17 protein-coding genes and 2 pseudogenes are annotated in these 17,771 nt (G+C 65.3%); 4 read left to right on the forward strand and 15 right to left on the reverse strand.

Going from position 1 to position 17,771, the window contains the following annotated elements; translation table 11 throughout:
• Positions 1-44: 44 nt before the first annotated feature.
• From ACKWRH_RS39645 to ACKWRH_RS39690, 10 genes are all read right to left on the reverse strand, one after another.
• Positions 45-3,209, reverse strand: a complete 3,165-nt coding sequence (locus tag ACKWRH_RS39645; RefSeq protein WP_445217969.1) for a beta strand repeat-containing protein — start codon at positions 3,207-3,209, stop codon at positions 45-47.
• Between the two features lie 212 nt (positions 3,210-3,421).
• Positions 3,422-4,441, reverse strand: coding sequence for a WD40 repeat domain-containing protein (locus ACKWRH_RS39650; protein ID WP_445217970.1), 1,020 nt, complete (start codon positions 4,439-4,441; stop codon positions 3,422-3,424).
• Complete coding sequence (locus ACKWRH_RS39655) at positions 4,441-5,484, reverse strand: CobW family GTP-binding protein (protein ID WP_354176638.1); 1,044 nt, start codon at positions 5,482-5,484, stop codon at positions 4,441-4,443. The genes ACKWRH_RS39650 and ACKWRH_RS39655 overlap by 1 nt, the downstream gene beginning before the upstream one ends.
• Before the next feature lie 54 nt (positions 5,485-5,538).
• Positions 5,539-6,402, reverse strand: a complete 864-nt coding sequence (locus ACKWRH_RS39660) for a metal ABC transporter solute-binding protein, Zn/Mn family (protein ID WP_445217971.1) — start codon at positions 6,400-6,402, stop codon at positions 5,539-5,541.
• A gap of 2 nt (positions 6,403-6,404) precedes the next feature.
• Positions 6,405-7,274 (reverse strand): metal ABC transporter permease, encoded by an 870-nt coding sequence (locus tag ACKWRH_RS39665; RefSeq protein ID WP_445217972.1) that lies wholly within the window; start codon positions 7,272-7,274, stop codon positions 6,405-6,407.
• Between the two features lie 6 nt (positions 7,275-7,280).
• Positions 7,281-8,036, reverse strand: coding sequence for a metal ABC transporter ATP-binding protein (locus ACKWRH_RS39670; protein WP_445217973.1), 756 nt, complete (start codon positions 8,034-8,036; stop codon positions 7,281-7,283).
• 2 nt (positions 8,037-8,038) lie between these two features.
• The gene (locus ACKWRH_RS39675) at positions 8,039-8,275 is read right to left on the reverse strand and encodes a hypothetical protein (protein WP_445217974.1); all 237 of its coding nucleotides are present in this window, start codon (positions 8,273-8,275) and stop codon (positions 8,039-8,041) included.
• A gap of 44 nt (positions 8,276-8,319) precedes the next feature.
• On the reverse strand, positions 8,320-8,820 hold the full coding sequence (locus ACKWRH_RS39680) for a hypothetical protein (RefSeq protein ID WP_063686929.1): 501 nt from the start codon (positions 8,818-8,820) through the stop codon (positions 8,320-8,322).
• Entirely contained in the window at positions 8,817-9,428 is a 612-nt protein-coding gene (locus ACKWRH_RS39685) for a permease (protein ID WP_445217975.1), read from the reverse strand. Before ACKWRH_RS39685 ends, ACKWRH_RS39680 begins: the two co-directional genes overlap by 4 nt.
• Before the next feature lie 283 nt (positions 9,429-9,711).
• Positions 9,712-10,308, reverse strand: a complete 597-nt coding sequence (locus ACKWRH_RS39690) for a superoxide dismutase (RefSeq protein WP_028148125.1) — start codon at positions 10,306-10,308, stop codon at positions 9,712-9,714.
• Positions 10,309-10,540: 232 nt separating this feature from the next.
• Between ACKWRH_RS39690 and ACKWRH_RS39695 the strand changes: the two genes are divergently transcribed.
• The 3 genes and pseudogenes from ACKWRH_RS39695 to ACKWRH_RS39705 all read left to right on the forward strand — a co-directional run bounded on the left by ACKWRH_RS39695 (position 10,541) and on the right by ACKWRH_RS39705 (position 13,080).
• Complete coding sequence (locus ACKWRH_RS39695) at positions 10,541-11,068, forward strand: GNAT family N-acetyltransferase (protein WP_445217976.1); 528 nt, start codon at positions 10,541-10,543, stop codon at positions 11,066-11,068.
• Between the two features lie 82 nt (positions 11,069-11,150).
• Positions 11,151-12,535, forward strand: a pseudogene (locus tag ACKWRH_RS39700) (MATE family efflux transporter).
• 110 nt (positions 12,536-12,645) lie between these two features.
• Positions 12,646-13,080, forward strand: a complete 435-nt coding sequence (locus ACKWRH_RS39705) for a DUF2147 domain-containing protein (protein ID WP_445217977.1) — start codon at positions 12,646-12,648, stop codon at positions 13,078-13,080.
• A gap of 155 nt (positions 13,081-13,235) precedes the next feature.
• On the opposite strand, the gene ACKWRH_RS39710 is transcribed toward ACKWRH_RS39705, so the two are convergent.
• Positions 13,236-14,381 (reverse strand): DUF3095 domain-containing protein, encoded by a 1,146-nt coding sequence (locus ACKWRH_RS39710; protein ID WP_445217978.1) that lies wholly within the window; start codon positions 14,379-14,381, stop codon positions 13,236-13,238.
• A 224-nt stretch (positions 14,382-14,605) separates the two neighbouring features.
• On the opposite strand from ACKWRH_RS39710, the pseudogene ACKWRH_RS39715 reads away from it, so the two are divergent.
• Positions 14,606-14,991: pseudogene (locus tag ACKWRH_RS39715) on the forward strand (hypothetical protein).
• A gap of 4 nt (positions 14,992-14,995) precedes the next feature.
• Here the strand turns inward: ACKWRH_RS39715 and ACKWRH_RS39720 are convergent.
• The 4 genes from ACKWRH_RS39720 to ACKWRH_RS39735 all read right to left on the reverse strand — a co-directional run bounded on the left by ACKWRH_RS39720 (position 14,996) and on the right by ACKWRH_RS39735 (position 17,661).
• A complete protein-coding gene (locus ACKWRH_RS39720) occupies positions 14,996-15,205 on the reverse strand; it encodes a hypothetical protein (protein WP_445217979.1) in 210 nt (69 codons plus the stop codon).
• A gap of 126 nt (positions 15,206-15,331) precedes the next feature.
• Positions 15,332-16,054 (reverse strand): SDR family NAD(P)-dependent oxidoreductase, encoded by a 723-nt coding sequence (locus tag ACKWRH_RS39725; protein WP_445217980.1) that lies wholly within the window; start codon positions 16,052-16,054, stop codon positions 15,332-15,334.
• Positions 16,047-17,429 carry a class I adenylate-forming enzyme family protein gene (locus tag ACKWRH_RS39730; RefSeq protein ID WP_445217981.1) on the reverse strand — a complete coding sequence of 461 codons (1,383 nt, stop codon included), beginning with the start codon at positions 17,427-17,429 and terminating at the stop codon, positions 16,047-16,049. Before ACKWRH_RS39730 ends, ACKWRH_RS39725 begins: the two co-directional genes overlap by 8 nt.
• Positions 17,416-17,661: an acyl carrier protein gene (locus ACKWRH_RS39735; RefSeq protein ID WP_015688794.1), complete on the reverse strand. Its 246-nt coding sequence runs from the start codon at positions 17,659-17,661 to the stop codon at positions 17,416-17,418. Before ACKWRH_RS39735 ends, ACKWRH_RS39730 begins: the two co-directional genes overlap by 14 nt.
• Positions 17,662-17,771 lie beyond the last annotated feature (110 nt).

The following is a 17,771-nucleotide window of genomic DNA, read 5'->3' on the forward strand; positions in this document are numbered from 1 at the left end:
ACCGGCTGTGGAAGCCGATGCCCGATCGTCTTGTTTTCTCCGCCTTAGTGAGCGGCCGCGAGCAACGTCTGCTGGGGTGGCGTATAGCTCAGCATGGTGCCGCCATTGCCGTCGGCCGAGAGCACGAAGGACGAGGCCGAGTATTGCGCCAGCAGAGCCCAGGAGTAGCTCTGGCCGCCGTCGGTCGTGACCGTCAGATTGTTCGCGCCGTCGACATCGACGCTGCTGATCACGGTGTTGCGGAAGTCGATGTGATCATCGGCGCCGAAATTGGCGATCGAGCCGGCCAGGCCCGCCGGCGTGTCCAGCACCAGCGCTGCGCCGTCGGAGCCGCCGAAATCGACATTCTGGAGCAGGCCGCCGGCGTAGACATGCTCGCTGCCGCCATCCAGATGCGCGTTCGAGACGTTGCCGCCCGCTCCCACATCCTGCTCGCCGCCGCCGCTGACGGTCGTTGCGGTCGCAGCACCTGCGACGAACTGATAGCCGCCATTGATCGTCGCGCTGCCGTCGGTGGCACCGGCGTCCACGTACTGGAAGCCGCCGGCTGCGATCGTCGTGCCCGTGGTCGCGCCACCGGAGCCGACATATTGCCGCCCGCCGGCATTGATGACGGTGCCGGCAGCGTGGCCGTTGCCGAGCACCTGCTGATTGCCGTCGAGCACGGTGTTGGTGACCGTCGCCTGGTAGACGTCCTGATAGCCGCCCGCAGCAACGGTGGTGCCGCTGGCGCTGCCGCCCTGATAGACGTGCTGGGCGCCGCCGCTCTGGACCAGCGCACCGGTTGCCGTGCCGTAGTCGTATTGATTGCCACCCGAGCCGATCGTGGCATTCGCGCTGCTGCCCGTCACATATTGCGTGCCGAAGACGATCGCATCGTGGTCAGCGCCGGCCGTGCTTTGGGTGCCAAGAGCCTCGATGACGGTGCCGTAGGCGCTGCCGTTGACGTAGACGTTCTGAAGTCCGCCCGCCTTGATCGTCGTGTGGATCGCCGTGTTGCCGACCGTTTGCGTGCCATAAAGCACCGTGTCCTTGGCGGTCCCCTGGAAGCTCACGAGTTGAGTACCGCCAGCCTGCACCAGGGTCCCGGACGCCGTGCCGTATTCGAGCCCTTGGCTCCCACCATTGTATATCGTTGCCCCGGTCGAGGTTCCGCGGACGATTTCGCCCGCGCCGGAGAGCACGATCGCGCCGGTTTCCGCGGCGTTGAAATCCACGGTGAAGAAACTGTTCACAACCACCGCGTTGGCGATCTGCGTGCTGGAGACAAGCGTATAGCCGCCCCTGATGAGCGTATAGGTCGGCGAGGCGCCGACATTGCCTGCGGCATCCGAGAATTTAGCCGCGATCGTCGTCAATCCGTACGGCACGACCTGGCTGTTGAACTGCCACGATCCGGTCGCGCTGGAGACGATCACGTCGGTCCCTCCGACCGAGACGGTCACCTGCGCCGCCGCGTCGGTCGTTCCCTGCAGGGTGATCTTCGGGTCTGACAGTGACGAGTCTGCAGACAAATTGATGCCCGTGATCCCGAGCGATGCAGTCGCATCGACTGTGAAGGTGAACGCCGGGCCGACGGTGCTGTTGCCCTGGGAGTCGGTCGCAGCCGCGACATAGCTGTAAGTGGTGCCGTCCTGTAGGCCGGACACGCCGAGGCTCCACGTGCCGTCCTGGCCAACCGTGGTCGTGCCGACGACCGCGTGAGTCTGGGCATCGGTGACCGCGATGGTGTCGCCTGCATTGCCGGTGCCGGCCAGCGTCGTCGCCCCGCCGTGGAAATGCGCCGCGTTGATGTAGTTGTTGCCGTCGGCGCCGAGGGTGACGTCCCCGTCGGTGATGGTCAGCGCCGGTGACGTCCGCACGATCGTGTACGCCGGTCCGGTCTCATTCGATGAACCGGTCAGGAGGATATCGGCGCCCGAACTTTGAGTGAAAGGATTGGTGCCGAATTGATATCCGACCAGAACGTCGGCCTTGCCGTCGCCATTCAGGTCACCGACGCCGATCTGCCCGGCGGTCTTGTCGAGCGGCGAGACCCTCACTTGCCCGAACGTGCCGTCGCCGTGACCGTAGAAGGTCGAGAGCGTGTTGTTGGAAGCGACGACAACGAGATCCGCCTTGCCATCGCCGTTGATGTCGGCGACCGCGCCGGAGCCGATCGTACCCGCCGCCTGAAGAGTCGTCCCGGACGAGGTGAAAGTGCCGTCGCCGTTGCCAAGCAGGATCGAGATTGTGGCGCTGCTGACGGCCGCCATGTCGAGCTTGCCGTCACCGTTGAAATCGCCCGTGAGGACAGATGTCGCCGTCCCGACCGGGGACGACGGAGCTTGGAACGTGCCGTCACCATTGCCGAAGCTCAGCGCTATTGCCAAATTGGACGAATTCCTCGTCACGAGGTCGAGCTTGCCGTCTCCATTGAAGTCACCATAGGCGATGGAGTTCACGCCGAGATTCGTGCTGATGGCAGTCCCAAACGTACCGTTGCCATTTCCTGGCAGGACCGTGCTGCCGATGACGATGTCGAGCACGCCATCGCCGGTCACGTCGATCACTTTTGGTGCTTGATAGGCGCGGCCAGTGGAATAGCTCGTGTCGGCCCCGAACGTGCCGTTACCGTTGCCGAAACGAACATTCACGGCACCGTCGGCGCTGACCTGTGCGATGTCCAACTTGCCGTCGCCATTCAGATCGGCAAGCGCCAGCAAGGGCAATATGCCCGGGCTCGAGGTGCTCGAGGCTGAGGAAAAGTGACCGGTCCCGTCGTTCAGCGCCACGCTGACGTAGTTCATGCTGACGAAAAAGGATGTCCCCATCACAACGTCCAGCTTCCCGTCTCCGTTGACGTCGCCGATCGCGAAGGACGCCGGGCTGCTTACGTTCAACTTCGATTCGGATTGGTACGGTCCGACATAGTAACCATTGGTATCGTGGACGTTGCTTCCCGTGAACTGGAGCGCCACCGAGCCGGATCCGGATCCGGTATTCACCGTGACAGTATAGCTCGAAAGGTTGCTGCCGGCGACCGGCGTCACATCGGTGATGCCTGCGCCACCGATGCCGCCACTCGTTGCAAGACTGAACTGGTCGATCGTGACGCCAAGAACAGGCTTCGAGAAGGTGACGGTATAGTGCACCGTTCCGGCGTCGGTCTGGGTCGGATCGGTCGCTGTGATGCTGGTGATGGTCGGAAGATCGGAGATGACGGGCATCTGAATTCCCTGCGATGGCGCGTGTTGATGCGAGGAATCGAATTGCACACCAGCGCCGGACAGGCCGGCCGCTAGGCGCAATCGATCACGCGGCGGCAATTCGAAATTGCACGCCGTGCGCTCTACATCTGCGACCCTACAGAGGCTGCTTGTCGGTTATGTTACACGATAACAAAAATAACATAACGGGGAGAGGCTGTGGATGGTCGGCCTCATAGCTCCAGCAATCCGCCGTCGCCGTTCTCGTCGGCAAAGGCCAGCAGCGTACCCTTGGCGTTCCAGGCAATCGCGGCGACCGGGGGCGTGCCATTGCGACGGACCAGGATCTCCGCACCGTCTTCCAGACGCACCATCAGCACGGTGCCGTCGCTGTAGCCGGCGGCGAGGATGTCGTTCTTGGGATGACACGCGACCACCGACACGCGCGCCTGCAGCGGCGCGAGCATCGCGGGCTCCTTGCCCATCGGGCCGTCCTTGCTGCCGAACGGCCAGACGATGACTGTGTCGGCACCCGAAGTCGCCAACCCTTTGCCGCCCGCGCTCCAGGACATCGAACGGACGCGGCCGGGATAGCCGGTCATGCGCATGTGCCTGTTGTCGGCAAGCCGCCAGCCGTGCAGCGCAGCCTCGTGCATCGTGGTGACCAGGAACTTGTTGTCCGGGCTGAAGGTGACGCCGAGATGGGAGCCGGCCCATGGCAGGAATTCGGCCGATCCTTCCATGTTCGGAAACCACAGCGTCGCGCCGTTGTAGTGCGCGATCGCGAGCCGCAAGCCCTTCGGCGCGAAGGCGAGGCCGCCGACGGTCGAGGGCACCTCGAGCGACTTCTCCTCGGCCTTGCCGCTCTTGACGGTGGCCGTCTTGCCGGCCGACCAGGCATAGGCACCGTCGGGATGCAGCGCCACCGCGTCGATCCAGCGCCGCTTGGGGTCGGTGGCGAGCAGCGTCACCTCACCCTTGGTGTCGAGCGACACGACCTTGCCGTCGTCGCCGCCCATGATGAGGCGCTTGCCGTCGGAGGCGGTCGACAGAATGCCGCCGCTATGCACGGCGACCGTCGTGATCTCGCCCTTGGCGTCGACGAACGCGACATTCTCCTCGCCACCGACGAAGGCGGCGCGGGGCCCGAGGAAATACACCGAGGTCACGCCCATGCCGAGCGCAACAGGCTTGACGCGATCGGTGACGGAGACGATCGAGGCGGAATCGGGGGCCGGCGTAAACTCTTTCATCACGAGACGATGCAGCTCTCAAAACCCTCGCGAATGGCCTTTTCCGGCAATTCGCGGCCGATGAAGACGAGTCGGCTCTCGCGCGGCTCGCCGTCCTTCCACTTCCGCTGGTGGTTGCCCTCCAGCATCATGTGGACGCCCTGGAAGACATAGCGGTCATCGTCGTCGTGGAAGGCGAGGATGCCCTTGGAGCGCAGGATCTTGCCGCCCTCCACCTGCACCAGGTTCTGGAGCCAGGGCATGAACACGTTCGGATCGAGCGGCTTGTCGGTCTTTAGCGACAGCGATTGCATGTCCTCGTCGTGATAGTGCTTCAGACCGTGGCCGTGATCATGGTGGTGATGGTCGTGGCCGTGATGGTGGTGATCATGGTCGTGGTCATGATCATCGGCCTCCAGGAAATCCGGCTCGATGTCGAGGATGCGGTCGAGGTCGAAGGCGCCGCGGTCGAGCACGTCCGCCAGGGCGACCGAGCAGCGCTCGGTGCGATGCAGCTTGGCATAGGGGTTGATGGCGCGGATGCGGGCCTCGACCTCGGCAAGTTCCGGCTTGGTGACGAGATCCGTCTTGTTCAGCACGATGACGTCGGCGAACGCGATCTGGTTCTTGGCCTCGGGCGCGTCCTTGAGCCGGTCGGACAGCCATTTGGCGTCGGCGACCGTGACGACGGCATCGAGCCGCGCGTTCTTCTGCACGTCCTCGTCGACGAAGAAGGTCTGGGCGACCGGCGCCGGATCGGCAAGGCCGGTGGTCTCGACGATGATGGCGTCGAACTTGCCCTTGCGCTTCATCAGGCCGTCCATGATGCGCACGAGGTCGCCGCGCACGGTGCAGCAGATGCAGCCGTTGTTCATCTCGAACACTTCCTCATCGGCGCCGATGATGAGGTCGTTGTCGATGCCGATCTCGCCGAATTCGTTGACGATGACGGCGTATTTCTTGCCGTGGTTTTCCGACAGGATGCGGTTCAACAGCGTGGTCTTGCCGGCGCCGAGATAGCCGGTCAGCACGGTCACGGGAATTTTTGGGGACGCTTCAGACATAACAACTCCGGGTCGGGCTTTTCCGCGCGACGCACGGCGGGGTGGCCCCCTGCCCTAGTGGTCAAGCGCGCTGGTCAGGGCCTTTATATTGTGCCTGACCATATCAATGTAAGTGGGTGCAGGCCCCTTTTCGCCGGTCAAACCGTCCGAAATCAGGGTCCCGCCGACCTTGGCCCCGGTCTCGGCCGCGATCCGCCGGATCAGGCGGTCATCACTGATGTTTTCCAGGAACACGGCCGGGATTTTTTGGGCCTTGATCTGGCCGATGATGGCGGCGATGTCCCGCGCGCTGGGCTCGGTCTCCGTGGAGACCCCCAAGGGGGCCACGAACTGGACACCATATTCGGCGGCGAAATAGCCGAAGGCGTCGTGGGTGGAGATCACCTTGCGCCGGCCCAGCGGGATTTTCGCCACGGCCTCCCGCACCTCGCGGTCGAGCGCTTCGAGCTTGTCCAGATAGGCCTTTGCCCGGGCGCGGAAGAACTCGGCGTCGTCAGGGTCGGCCGCGGCCAGCGCATTGGCGATGTCGCTCACGTAGATCTTGGCGTTCGGGACGGACTGCCAGGCATGCGGATCCGCGGCCGAGCCGAGCTTCAGCGGTGCGATGCCGGCACTCACGGTGACCACCTGCGCCTTGCTTCCTGCGGACTGCACCAGACGCGGCAGCCAGCCTTCGAGGCCGAGCCCGTTGACGATGACGAGCTTTGCATCCGCAATCCGCTTCGCATCGCTTGGCGCGGGCGTGTAGACGTGGACGTCGCTGTCGGGGCCGACCAGCGTCGTGACGTTGACTCGATCACCCCCAACGTTCCGGACGAAATCGCCGAGGATCGAGAAGCTCGCGACGACGTTGAGCCGCTCGGCCGCATGCAGCGGCGAGGCGATCAGCAGGAGAACACAAAGCAGGAGGCGCCGCATCGTCACGCTTCCAGATGCCGGCCGGGAAACATCTGCCGGACGACGCCACCGACGCGGCCGAACAGGACGGAGACAATATACAGCACGGTCGCCACGAGGATGATTGCAGGGCCCGACGGCACGCGGGTCTGAAACGACAGCACGAGGCCGGCATAGCCCGAGACGGCGGCAGCGACGACGGCGATGCAGATCATCACCGTGAGATCGCGCGACCAGAACCGGGCAATGCCCGCCGGCAGGATCATCAGGCCCACCGCGAGCAGCGTGCCGAGCGCCTGAAAGCCGTTGACGAGATTGATCACGACCAGCGCGAGGAAGGCGAGATGCGCGGGGCCGCCGGCACGGCTGACGGTGCGCAGGAACAGGGGATCGACGCTCTCGATCACCAGCGGGCGATAGATCACCGCGAGCACCAGCAGCGTCACCGTGGCGTTGAAGGCGACCACCAGCAGGGTCTGGTCGTCCATCGCGAGAATGTTGCCGAACAGCACGTGCAAGAGGTCGATATTGGTGCCCTTGATCGAGACGATGGTGACGCCCAGCGCCAGCGAGGCCAGATAGAAGGTCGCAAGCGAGGCGTCCTCCTTGAGCCCGGTCGAGCGCGCGACAACGCCGGCGAGAATCGCCACTGCAAAGCCGGCGACCAGGCCACCGGCGGTCATCGCGAACAGATTGAGGCCCGACAGCAGGAAGCCGACGGCCGCGCCGGGCAGGATCGCATGCGCCATGGCATCGCCGACGAGGCTCATCCGCCGCAGCATCAGGAACACGCCGATCGGCGCGCCAGCCAGCGACAGCGCGATCACGGCGGCGAGCGCGCGCCGCATGAACTCGAATTCGGTGAACGGGCCGATCAGCGCGTCATAGACCATCTGCGATCACGCCGCCCGCGAGTGTCCGTCCTCGGCGCAAGCCGTGGCACTATCGTCAAAAGCCTCGCACATCCGCATCGCGACCAGCAGGTTTTCCGGCGTCAGCACCTCCGCCGTCGGTCCCCAGGCCACGGGGCCGCGCGCCAGCACCAGCGTTTCGGTGAAATGGTTGCGCACCATTTCCATGTCGTGCAGCGCGGCGAGCACGGTGCGGCCTTCGCCGTGCCAGTGCTTTACCAGCGCAAGCAGATCGGCCGTGGTCTTGCTGTCGATGGCGTTGAAGGGCTCGTCGAGCACGATCAGGCGTGCGTCCTGGAGCAGCACGCGCGCGAACAAGATGCGCTGCATCTGGCCGCCGGAGAGCGTGCCGATAGGGCGGTTCTCGAAGCCGTTGAGGCCGACGGAGGCGATCGCGCGCAGGATCTTCTCGCGCGCAGCCTTGCCGATGCCGCCGAACAAGCCCGCGTCGCGCCACAGCCCGGTGCCGACGAAGTCGAACACCGAGATCGGGAAGCTGCGGTCGATCTCCGCGCTCTGCGGCAGATAGGCGATATCGCGGGAGTCGAGCCCGCCGAGATGGATGCTGCCGTCGAGCGGCCGGAGGATGCCGACGATGCCGCGCAACAGCGTCGACTTGCCGGCGCCGTTCGGGCCGATCACAGCGACCAGCGCGCCAGCTGCGACCTCGCCGTTGAGATGATGCACGGCCGGGTGGCGGTCATAGCCGAGTGTGACGTTGTGAAAGTGCAGTGCCGCCGCCATGGTCACCTCATCGCCAGGAAGACCACGCCCCAGAGCACGGCGCAGACGGCAAGCGCGGCCGCGAGGCGGCCAGCCAAGGTCATGCGCAGGATCGACCAGGGCGCGTCCTGGGCCGGATGGGGCGAGGCCGCATCATGGACGTGGGCATGGGTGTGGTCGTGCCCATGCGAATGCGCGTGGTCATGAGAATGGTCATGAACGTGGTCGTGGTGATGGGCGTGGGACGCGGCGGGAACCATGTCGGGGACGTTATATTATAACATTACCTCTGTCCACGGCCGGCTCAGGGCTTGCCGATCACCATCGCGATGGCGGCGGCGACGAACGGGAACGGCACCGAGACGGCGCAGCGGAACCAGACGAACCGGGCCGGCATGAACGGTATTTCCCACAAAATCACCCGCTGGAAGGCGAACAGGGCCCAGGCGACGACATAGGCGACCACCTGCGGCACCCCACCGCCCGACTTCAGCGCCACCGTGCCGATGGAGAAGCCGATCACCGGTCCGCCGGGCGTGGCGGCACCGGCGACCACGGCGGTCGCAACCCCGAGCCAGCCGCTGTCCGGCCCGAGCCAGCCGGTGATCACCTCCTGCGGGATGATGGCGGCGATGTAGCCGGAGCCGATCACCCCGAGCGCGATGCGCGGCACGATGTTGACGAAGTCCATCGAGCCTTCGCGGAGCGAGGCCTTGAACACCGGTGGGCCGCGGCGGAAGGCGATCAGGCCGACGCCGAACACCGAGCCCCACAACAGGATGTCGATCAGAAGCGCGGCGCTCAATTCTCGTCGTCCTTCGCGGCCGGCTGCGGATAGATCCGGACATAGACGAAGCGGCCGAGCGCGCCGGCGAGCACCGGCAGCGGCAGCGAGATCAGGATCCGCCACAGCGTGAAGTCGGTGCCCATGATCGGGATCTCCCAGGCCACCGCGCGGCCGTAGCCGATCAGGGTCCAGCTCACGACCATGGCGATGGTGGCGCCGAAATCGGCGCCGACAGCGAGCAGCGCGCTCGCCACGGGATAGGCGGTGAAGGGTCCGCCCGGCAGGATCGCGCCGAAGGCGGTGCCGATCAAAAGGCCCATCAGGCCGGATTTCGGCCCGAGCGAGCGCGAGACTTTTTCGTGCGGCAGGATCTCGGAGATGAAGGCCCCGAGCAGGCAGCCCGCCAGCACGCGCGGCAGGATGCCGCCGAACAGCGAGAGGTCGTGCGTGAGAATCTCCAGGACACCATCTGTGCCATCACGCCGCCAGACCAGGCCCGCGCTCACCGCCACCAGCGCCGCGATGATGACGGTCGACCAGCCGATCGGCTTGCGCACGCGCCCCGGCCGCGGCTCGGACTCCGCGTCCTCGGCAGGCGCAGGATTGTTCGGGGAAGGCTCTGACAACGGGCTCGGTGGGCTCGAGGGTGATGCCCATCCTGATTAAGGGCGCCGCCCATGCGATGCAAACAGTACGATGACGGGAAGCGATGCGCACCTCGCGCAGGCCCATGCGAAGCAGCTGAATTCCGCACAGCAAAAAGGCGGCCGCGCATGCGACCGCCTTTTTCCGATCTGTCATTCCGGGGCGCGCGGAGCGCGAGCCCGGAATCCATTTGTCCACACGGACTGACGCCCGATGGATTCCGGGCTCGGCGCTGACGCGCCGCCCCGGAATGACCAAGAAGGCTTACGCCTTGTCGTACAGGGACTCGACGTATTCCCAGTTCACAAGGTTCTCGACGAACGCCTTCAGATAGTCCGGACGGCGGTTGCGATAGTCGATGTAGTAGGAGTGCTCCCAGACGTCCACGCCGAGGATCGGAGTGGCGCCGTGCACCAGCGGATTCTCGCCGTTGGGGGTCTTGGAGATCTCGAGCTTGCCGTTCTTGACCTGGAGCCAGGCCCAGCCGGAGCCGAACTGGCCGACGCCGGCCGCCTGGAAGTCGGTCTTGAACTTCTCGAAGCCGCCGAGGTCCTCGTTGATCTTCTTCTCGAGCTTGCCCGGCAGCTTGGTGCCGCCGCCATTGGGCTTCATCCAGCTCCAGAAGTGGATGTGATTGTAGTGCTGGCCGGCGTTGTTGAACACGGCCGGGTTCTTGCCGAACGAGCCCTTGACGATCTCCTCAAGGGACTTGCCTTCCCATTCGGTGCCCTTAAGCGCGTTGTTGCCGTTGGTGACGTAGGCCTGATGATGCTTGTCGTGGTGGAATTCCAGCGTCTCCTTCGACATGAACTGGCCGAGGGCGTCATAGGCGTAAGGGAGTGGGGGCAGCGTAAAGGTCATGGGTTGTTGTCCGCGACTGATGGGGAACTGGCTTAACGGGGAGTCTTATAGAAGGTTCCACCGTCGTTAAATACCGCCAATTTGCGAAATTGCGTGATGCGGCCGATTGGCCGGATTGCATAAAATCGACGCATCGTGGGGCGGGCTTCGACAGGCCGTAAAATATCATTGCCTTTGAGGCGCTTATGGCAGAACGAACGCACCACGGCGCGGAGATGCGAAAGAGAAAGCAATGAGCATCGAGATCGACATTTTGAACGGCGACGCCTCGTGGCGGATCGCACAGCCCCTGCTCAGCGCGGTCTGGGGACGTGACGCCGCCGAGAAACCGTCCTGGGCCCATGTCAAATGGGCCAATGCCGACCTTCGCGTGCTGATCGAGACGCCCGAGGACGGCCTCGTCTGCCATGTCGGCATCTATTTCCGCACCGTCACCTGGAACGGGCAGAAGGTCCATGTCGGCGGCATCGGCGGGGTCTGCACGCGCGAGGACCGGCGCGGTCGCGGCTACGCGACCATGGCGATCGACGCAGCCATCCACACCATGCGCGCCAACGAGGCGGTCCGTTTCGGGCTGCTGTTCTCCGAACCGAACAATTTTGCGTTCTACGAAGCCCGCAGCTGGCTCCCGTTCAAGGGCGAGGTCTATTGCGAGCAACCGGAGGGTCGGATCCGCTTCGACTACTTGGCGCCGTACGTCTTCAACATCGTCCGCGCGCCGACGCTGGGCACCATCGACCTATGCGGCCTGCCCTGGTGAGCCCTGCGTGAGGGGAGGACTGGCGCCGGAGAGCCACGCCCTGTAATATGTCGATCGTCATCCAATATTCCGCCCGGTGAACATGACGATCGACGCCTCCGCAGACGCCGCGCCGCCACGTGCACCGGTCGCTTCCCCCATTGCGAGCCTGCTGACGGCGCCGATCCTGCCGACACTGCTGCGGCTTGCGATCCCCAACATGATCGCGATGGTCGGCAGCACGCTGGTTGCGATTGCCGAGACCTCCTATATCGGCCGGCTCGGCACCATTCCGCTGGCGGCGATCGCGCTGGTGTTTCCGTTCGCGATGCTGACGCAGATGATGAGCGCGGGCGCGATGGGCGGCGGCGTTTCGTCCGCGATCAGCCGCGCGCTCGGCGCCGGCGATCGTGACCGCGCCGCGACGCTGGCGCTGCATGCCGCCATCATCGGCCTCTGCGGCGGACTGTTCTTCACGGTGATGATGCTCGCTTTCGGCCGCAGCTTCTTCACGCTGCTCGGCGGACGCGAGCGCGTGCTCGAGGAAGCCAGCGGCTATTCGCAAATGCTGTTCTCCGGCGCGGTCGCGATCTGGCTCGTCAACACGCTGGCCTCGGTGATCCGCGGCACCGGCGACATGCGCCTGCCTTCGATGATTCTGATCGGAGCGAGCGCGCTCCAGATCGTGCTCGGCGGCACGCTGGGGCTCGGCCTGTTCGGCGTGAAGCAATTCGGCATGCCCGGTGTCGCCGCCGGCCAGCTGATCGCCTTCACCTGCGCGGCGATCTTCTTCCTCTGGTATCTCCTGTCCGGCCGCAGCCGGCTGCCGCTGAAGGTCCGCGCCTTCCATTTCGAACGCGCGATGTTCCTGGACATCCTCAAGGTCGGCGCGGTCGCCTGCCTGTCGCCGCTCCAGACCGTGCTCACGATTCTGATCTTCACAAAAATCCTCGCGACCTTCGGCACCGAGATGCTGGCCGGCTACGGCATCGGCTCGCGGCTCGAATCCTGCTGATCCCCATCACCTTCGCCTTCGGCATCGCCTCGGTGCCGATGGTCGGCATGGCGATGGGCGCCGGACATTTGAAACGCGCCCGACGTGTCGCCTGGACCGCGGCCGCGGCTTCGGGATTGACCGTCGGCCTGATCGGCCTCGTCATCGCGCTTGATCCGGCGTTGTGGGTATCGCTCTTCACCGGGGATCCCGGCGTCAGCGCGGCAGCGCACAGCTATTTCCACTGGGCGGGGCCGGCCTTCGCGTTCTTCGGCATGGGCGTGTCGCTGTACTTCTCCTCGCAGGGCGCGGCGCGCGTCGGCGGTCCGGTGCTGGCCTCCACGGCGCGACTGCTGATCGTCGCGATCGGCGGCGTCGGCCTGATGACGGCGCAGGCGCCGGCCTGGACGTTGTTCGCACTGGTCGGCGGCGCCATGGTCGTGTTCGGGCTTTCGACCGCAGCCTCGGTCGCCTTCGCCCGCTGGGGCAAATGAGCGCAGACAAATGAACGCGGGCGGATAAACGCAGGAATGTGATTCCATCCAGCGTTGCACTATCCTGCCGGACTGCTATGGAGGCGCCTCCATTTTCGGGGGCACTTTCCATGTTCGGCAGATTCGCCATCCTTTCCGTCATCCTGACCGCAGTGTTTGGTGCGACTGCCGCCCACGCGCAGAGCGCCGATGGGACCTGGCTGACGCAGGCCGGCGATGCGCGCGTCAAGATCAGCAAATGCGGCGGCGGCATCTGCGGCCATATCGTCTGGCTGCGCGAGCCCTATGACACCGCGACCGGCCAGCCTGCGACCGACAGCAAGAATCCCAATCCCGCGCTCGCCAAACGCGCGATGATCGGCCTGCCGCTGTTCAGCGGCATGGAGCCCTCAGGGCCGAACAAATGGTCGGGCCAGATCTACAATGCCGATGACGGCAGCACCTATGCGAGCAACGTCTCCGTGACTGGTGCGGATTCGCTGCGGGTCGAAGGTTGCGTCGGCGCGCTCTGCGGCGGCGAGACCTGGATGCGCGCGGGACGGTAACCCTCTCTCGTGTCCCGGACGCGCTGCAGCGCAAAGCGCTGCTTCGCAGAGCCAGGACCCACACTTTCCTGGGTCCCGGCTCTGCAGCGCATCACACCGGACGATGCTTCGCATCGCCGGGAGTGCTGCGCTGCGTCCGGGGCACGAGAGCGGCGTTAGGCCATCATCGCCTTCAATGCCGTTGCCGCCGACGCGTAGCCGCCGCGCGCGCCGTCGATGAAATGGACGTGGTCGCTGCGCAGGGCCGACGGCGTGAAACAGGTCATCATCGCGGCGTCCTGCTGGTAGAGGCCGTAGCGCACGATGCCGTCGCGCGCCGCAGCCGCGAGACGGTCGCTCAGCGCGCGCTCGAGCTGCGGGGTGCAGTCGAGGATCATACGCAGGCCGTCGTCATATTTGCGGAAGTCTGAATTCTCAACCACCTGGCGCTTATAGATGTTTGGCACGAAGCCGCCGACGTTGAGGTCGAAACGCATGATCAGATAGACGAACAGCGTGTAGGCCAGCACGCGGGCGCGGCGCGCGACCAGCGGACCGCCGCGTTTGGTGCGGGCTTCGAATTCCAGCCCCTGCGGCGGCCATTTCAGCGGCGGCCCCTGCGGCGGCACCGGGCGGCCGCCATCAGGGCTGCGCTCCACGAGATGGATGATGTCCTCGATCACCTTGCGGAAGGCATGCGGATCGGCACCGCGCGCCGGCATCACCAGCACCGACAGGATCAGGCCGCGCGCGGTCGGCATCACCTCGAAGCGGCAGGACAGGCCGGAAAGATCGGGCTGCGTGCCCGCCGGCGCCTCGGCGACCGCGAACTCGCCGCGCTTCATGGCGGCGTCGGCCCAGGCGAGCCCGCCGCCGGAAAACATCGCATAGGACAAATTGGCCGACGGACCGAAGCGCGCGACGCGTACGTCGAGCCCTTGCGCGCGGATCGCACTCGCCGGCACCAGCGCGACACGCATCTTCAGATCGAGATCTTCCCGCACCCAGGTCGCCGTCGCAGCCAGCGCCTCGCGGGCGGCCTCCAGATCGGACGGCGCGACCGCAAAGCTCGCGCCGTCGCCGCCGAACACGAAGGGGAATTCGCGCCCCTCCAATGCGTTCGTCACCGCCGCGATCACGGCGGCGCCGGCCATGTTGACCGCCTTGTAGCGCTGTGCCGCGATCGCCTTGGTGGAATCGACGATATCGGCGACGCCGATGCTCCAATCATCCGGCAGCGGCGCATAGAGCGCGGGCTCCATCAGGCTGGTGAAGCCGCGGAAGACGGGAATGCCGCCGTAGAAGGATTCGCCTGATGTCATCGGGTGATGCCGGATGGTTGGGAAGCGCGTCCGAGGAAGATACGAAGCGGGATCGATCCGGGTTCGCCGGCCGGCGCCCCTCTTTCGATTCCCGATCATTGGCCGAAATGCACCCGGACAACAAGATCGCGCCGCACTGCAAATGCCGCAGTCCGTCATTGATCGACGTCAAACAGCCGGCCGGAAGAGCGGCTATGGTCGGGCATCTCCAGAGATTACATGGGATGATCGAAGTGCCCGACTTCGGCAACAAGGACTCGACCGTTCCGGTGCACCGGCGCATGGGGGTCGATCCGCTCAGCGCGGAGAGGATGCCGGAAGCACTGACCGCGGCCGTCGACGCCTGGGCTGAAGCTCATCACCTGTCGCGTTCGGCTGCGATCTGCAGGCTGTGCGAACTGGGCCTGAAGGTCGCGCCCCGGCATTCACGTCGGCCCAGCTGGTCGCATCCGACGCCACCAGGATCGAGGCGCTGGCCGTGCACGAGATCGAGCGGCTGCTCGACCCCACATTGCCCACGGACGAGCGCGAACGCCGCATCCGCCGCCTGACCGAAGGGCCGCCGGAATTTTCACACGAACGGATTGACCTGCCGAAGCAACGGACGTGAACGCCTAATGCAGCTTTTCGTCCTCGCGCTTGCGCAGGGCATCGAGAGACACATCGTGGCAGCCGACCAGGCGCACGAATTGCTGCGGATGCATTTCATGGCCGTGTCCGCCGGAATTCTGATGCGTCATCGGGGGGCAATGGACATCGTCCGGCGTCGCGTGAGGCTCCTCGGTCCGGGCGTGATTTGAAGCGGTCGCGCTTGACGTGGCCATGGGCTGCTCCCTGTCGATTGGGGCAGATCGATTGACGTAACCCAATCGATTGCGGGGCATCTTACGACCAAATCCGGCTCGATGTCATTGCGCCGGATCAACTCAATTGTGGCGGCGGAGTTCCGCTTACGCCGTATTCCCCGCATCGATCGTGAACACGGTGCCGGTGACGTTGCGGCCGCCCTCGTCCAGCAGGTACTCCACCATTCGCGCGACATCGTCGGTCTCCGGCAGGCGACGCAGCGCGCTGCGGCCGGCGATGCGCTTGCGTCCTTCGTCGGAGAGATTGTGGGTCAGCTCGGTGTCGATGAAACCCGGCGCGATCGCGTTCACGGTGATGCCGAGCTTGCCGACTTCGCGCGCGAGCGAGCGGGTGAAGCCGGTTGCGGCGGCCTTGGTCGCGCCGTAGACGGAGAGGCCGTTATAGCCCGTGGTCGCGATGATCGAGGAGATGTTGATGATGCGGCCGGCGCCGTCCGCCATCATCTGGCGCGCGACATATTTGGTGAGGATGATTGGCGACAGCACGTTGAGCTGCACCAGCGCCTCGATCTCGGAATTGTGCATGGTGGCGAGCAGGCCTTCGGTGCCGAGGCCGGCATTGTTGACGAGGCCGTAGATCGGGCCGAACTCGTCGCGGATAAGCTTCGCGAACGCCGGGATCGCGTCGATCACGGCGAGGTCGCAGGCGCGGAAATGCAGGCGCCCTTCGGAGAGGCCGATCGCCGCCCTGAGCTCGTCGCTCTCGCGCCGTGCCGCCGCAATCACGTTATAGCCGGCATCAGCCAGCCGCTTGCCGATCGCAAGGCCGATGCCGCGGCTGCCGCCGGTGACGAGGACGTTATGCATCGGTGCGCGCCAGTTTGCCGGCCGGGGTGACGTCGAGTGCCTCGACGAAACGGATCACCGCCGGCACCTTGTGAGAAGCGAGCTGCGCGCGGCACTGATCCAGGATCTGGTCGCGGATCTCCTTCACCCGCGCCTGGTCGGTGCCGTCGGCGAGGATCACGTCGGCGACGACGATGCCGCCGGTGATCGGGCTGCGGCGCGATTTCGCCCGCGACATCCGCACGTCGGCATGGCGATTGATGACCGCCTCGATCTCCTCGGGATGAACCTTCAGCCCGCCGATATTGATGATGCCGCCGCGGCGGCCGACGAAATAATAGCGGTCGCCGCGCAACTCGACGATGTCGCCGCTGTCGACGAACCCGTCGTCATCGGTCAGCGCCGCCGCATTGCGGCCGATGTAGGCATGCGCCGTGCGCGTCGAGCGGATGCGCAGCGAGCCATCCACGACCTTCATCTCGACGCCGTTGCGGTTGCCGAGATAATCGGCCGGGAAGCCCTCCAGCCCGTCATTGACGGCGAAGCCGACACCTGCCTCGGTCGAGGCATAGGCGTGACCGACGGAGGAATTGGGGAACGCGGCCTTCAGGCCGTCGAGCACCGCCTGGTCGGCGATCTCGCCGGACAGACGGACGTATCCCGGCGCGAACTGTGCAGCCGAGCCGCTCATCAAGAGCTTGCGCCAGTGCGATGGCGTGCCGGAGATATGGGAGACGCCCCGCGCGTTCAGCCGCGCGACGTGGTCGCCGAGTGCTTCATGCGGATCGGACAGCACCATCGAGCCGCCGGAGAGAACCGCGCGCAGGAAGATCTGCAGGCCGCCATAGCGGCGAATGTCGTAGAATGTCGCCCAGACCGGCGCAGGCCCGCGCGCAGGGCCGTCGGCGACGATGGCGCCCGTCAGTGCTTCCAGCGTATGGCCGGCGATTTTTGGTACGCCCGACGTGCCGGACGTGAGCATCAGCCATTCCGTGGCGCGTTCGGTCTTGGCGGGCGCCGTTGCGGCGAGTGGAAACTGTGCTGTGACAACCAGCGCGATGGCCTTGTCCGCCCACAGCGCAGGCTCGTCAGTGACAACAGCATCGATCTGGGCATCCGCGATCAGCGCGTCGAGATGGTCAGGGTTGAGATCAGGCGGGCACAGCAGCATGCGCCGGGCGACACCGTCGAGCTCGATCATGGCGAGGCCCGATCTGAGTTGGTCCGATAGCTTCAGCAGGACAGAGCGGCCCGCCAGCTCACGCAGGCGGCCGCCCAGAACCGTATGCCCCAGCACGTCCGTCAGCGACACCACATGACGAGCATCGGAGATCGTGCGGCCCTTGAGCTCCGGGCTCAGATAGTCGCGAAGCGCGAAGATCTCACGCGGGGACATTTTCGTAGGCCCGCACGAAATCGCCCACGGTGGCGGGGAACGCTGCGTCCTCGGAAATGGTGAAGGGATCGACGCCGGTCTCGTCCTCGAGGCGCGCCACCAGAATCGCGAAGGCGAGGGAATCGAAACCCGTCTCGTGCAGGGACAGATCGTCCGAGAGTGCGGGAAGCGTGACGTGCTGCTCCTTGGCGATCTGCTGGATCGCTTCGATGACCTTAGACCTTACCGACATGGCTGGCTCGCTCTTGTTATTGATGGTTCGTGTTGCGGCGGCTCTTGATGACCGCCTCCCCAAGGCCCGTGTTGTTTACCCGACAGAAGTAAATGGCTTCTTGGACAATT

This window comes from Bradyrhizobium sp. Pa8 (genome assembly GCF_052588265.1).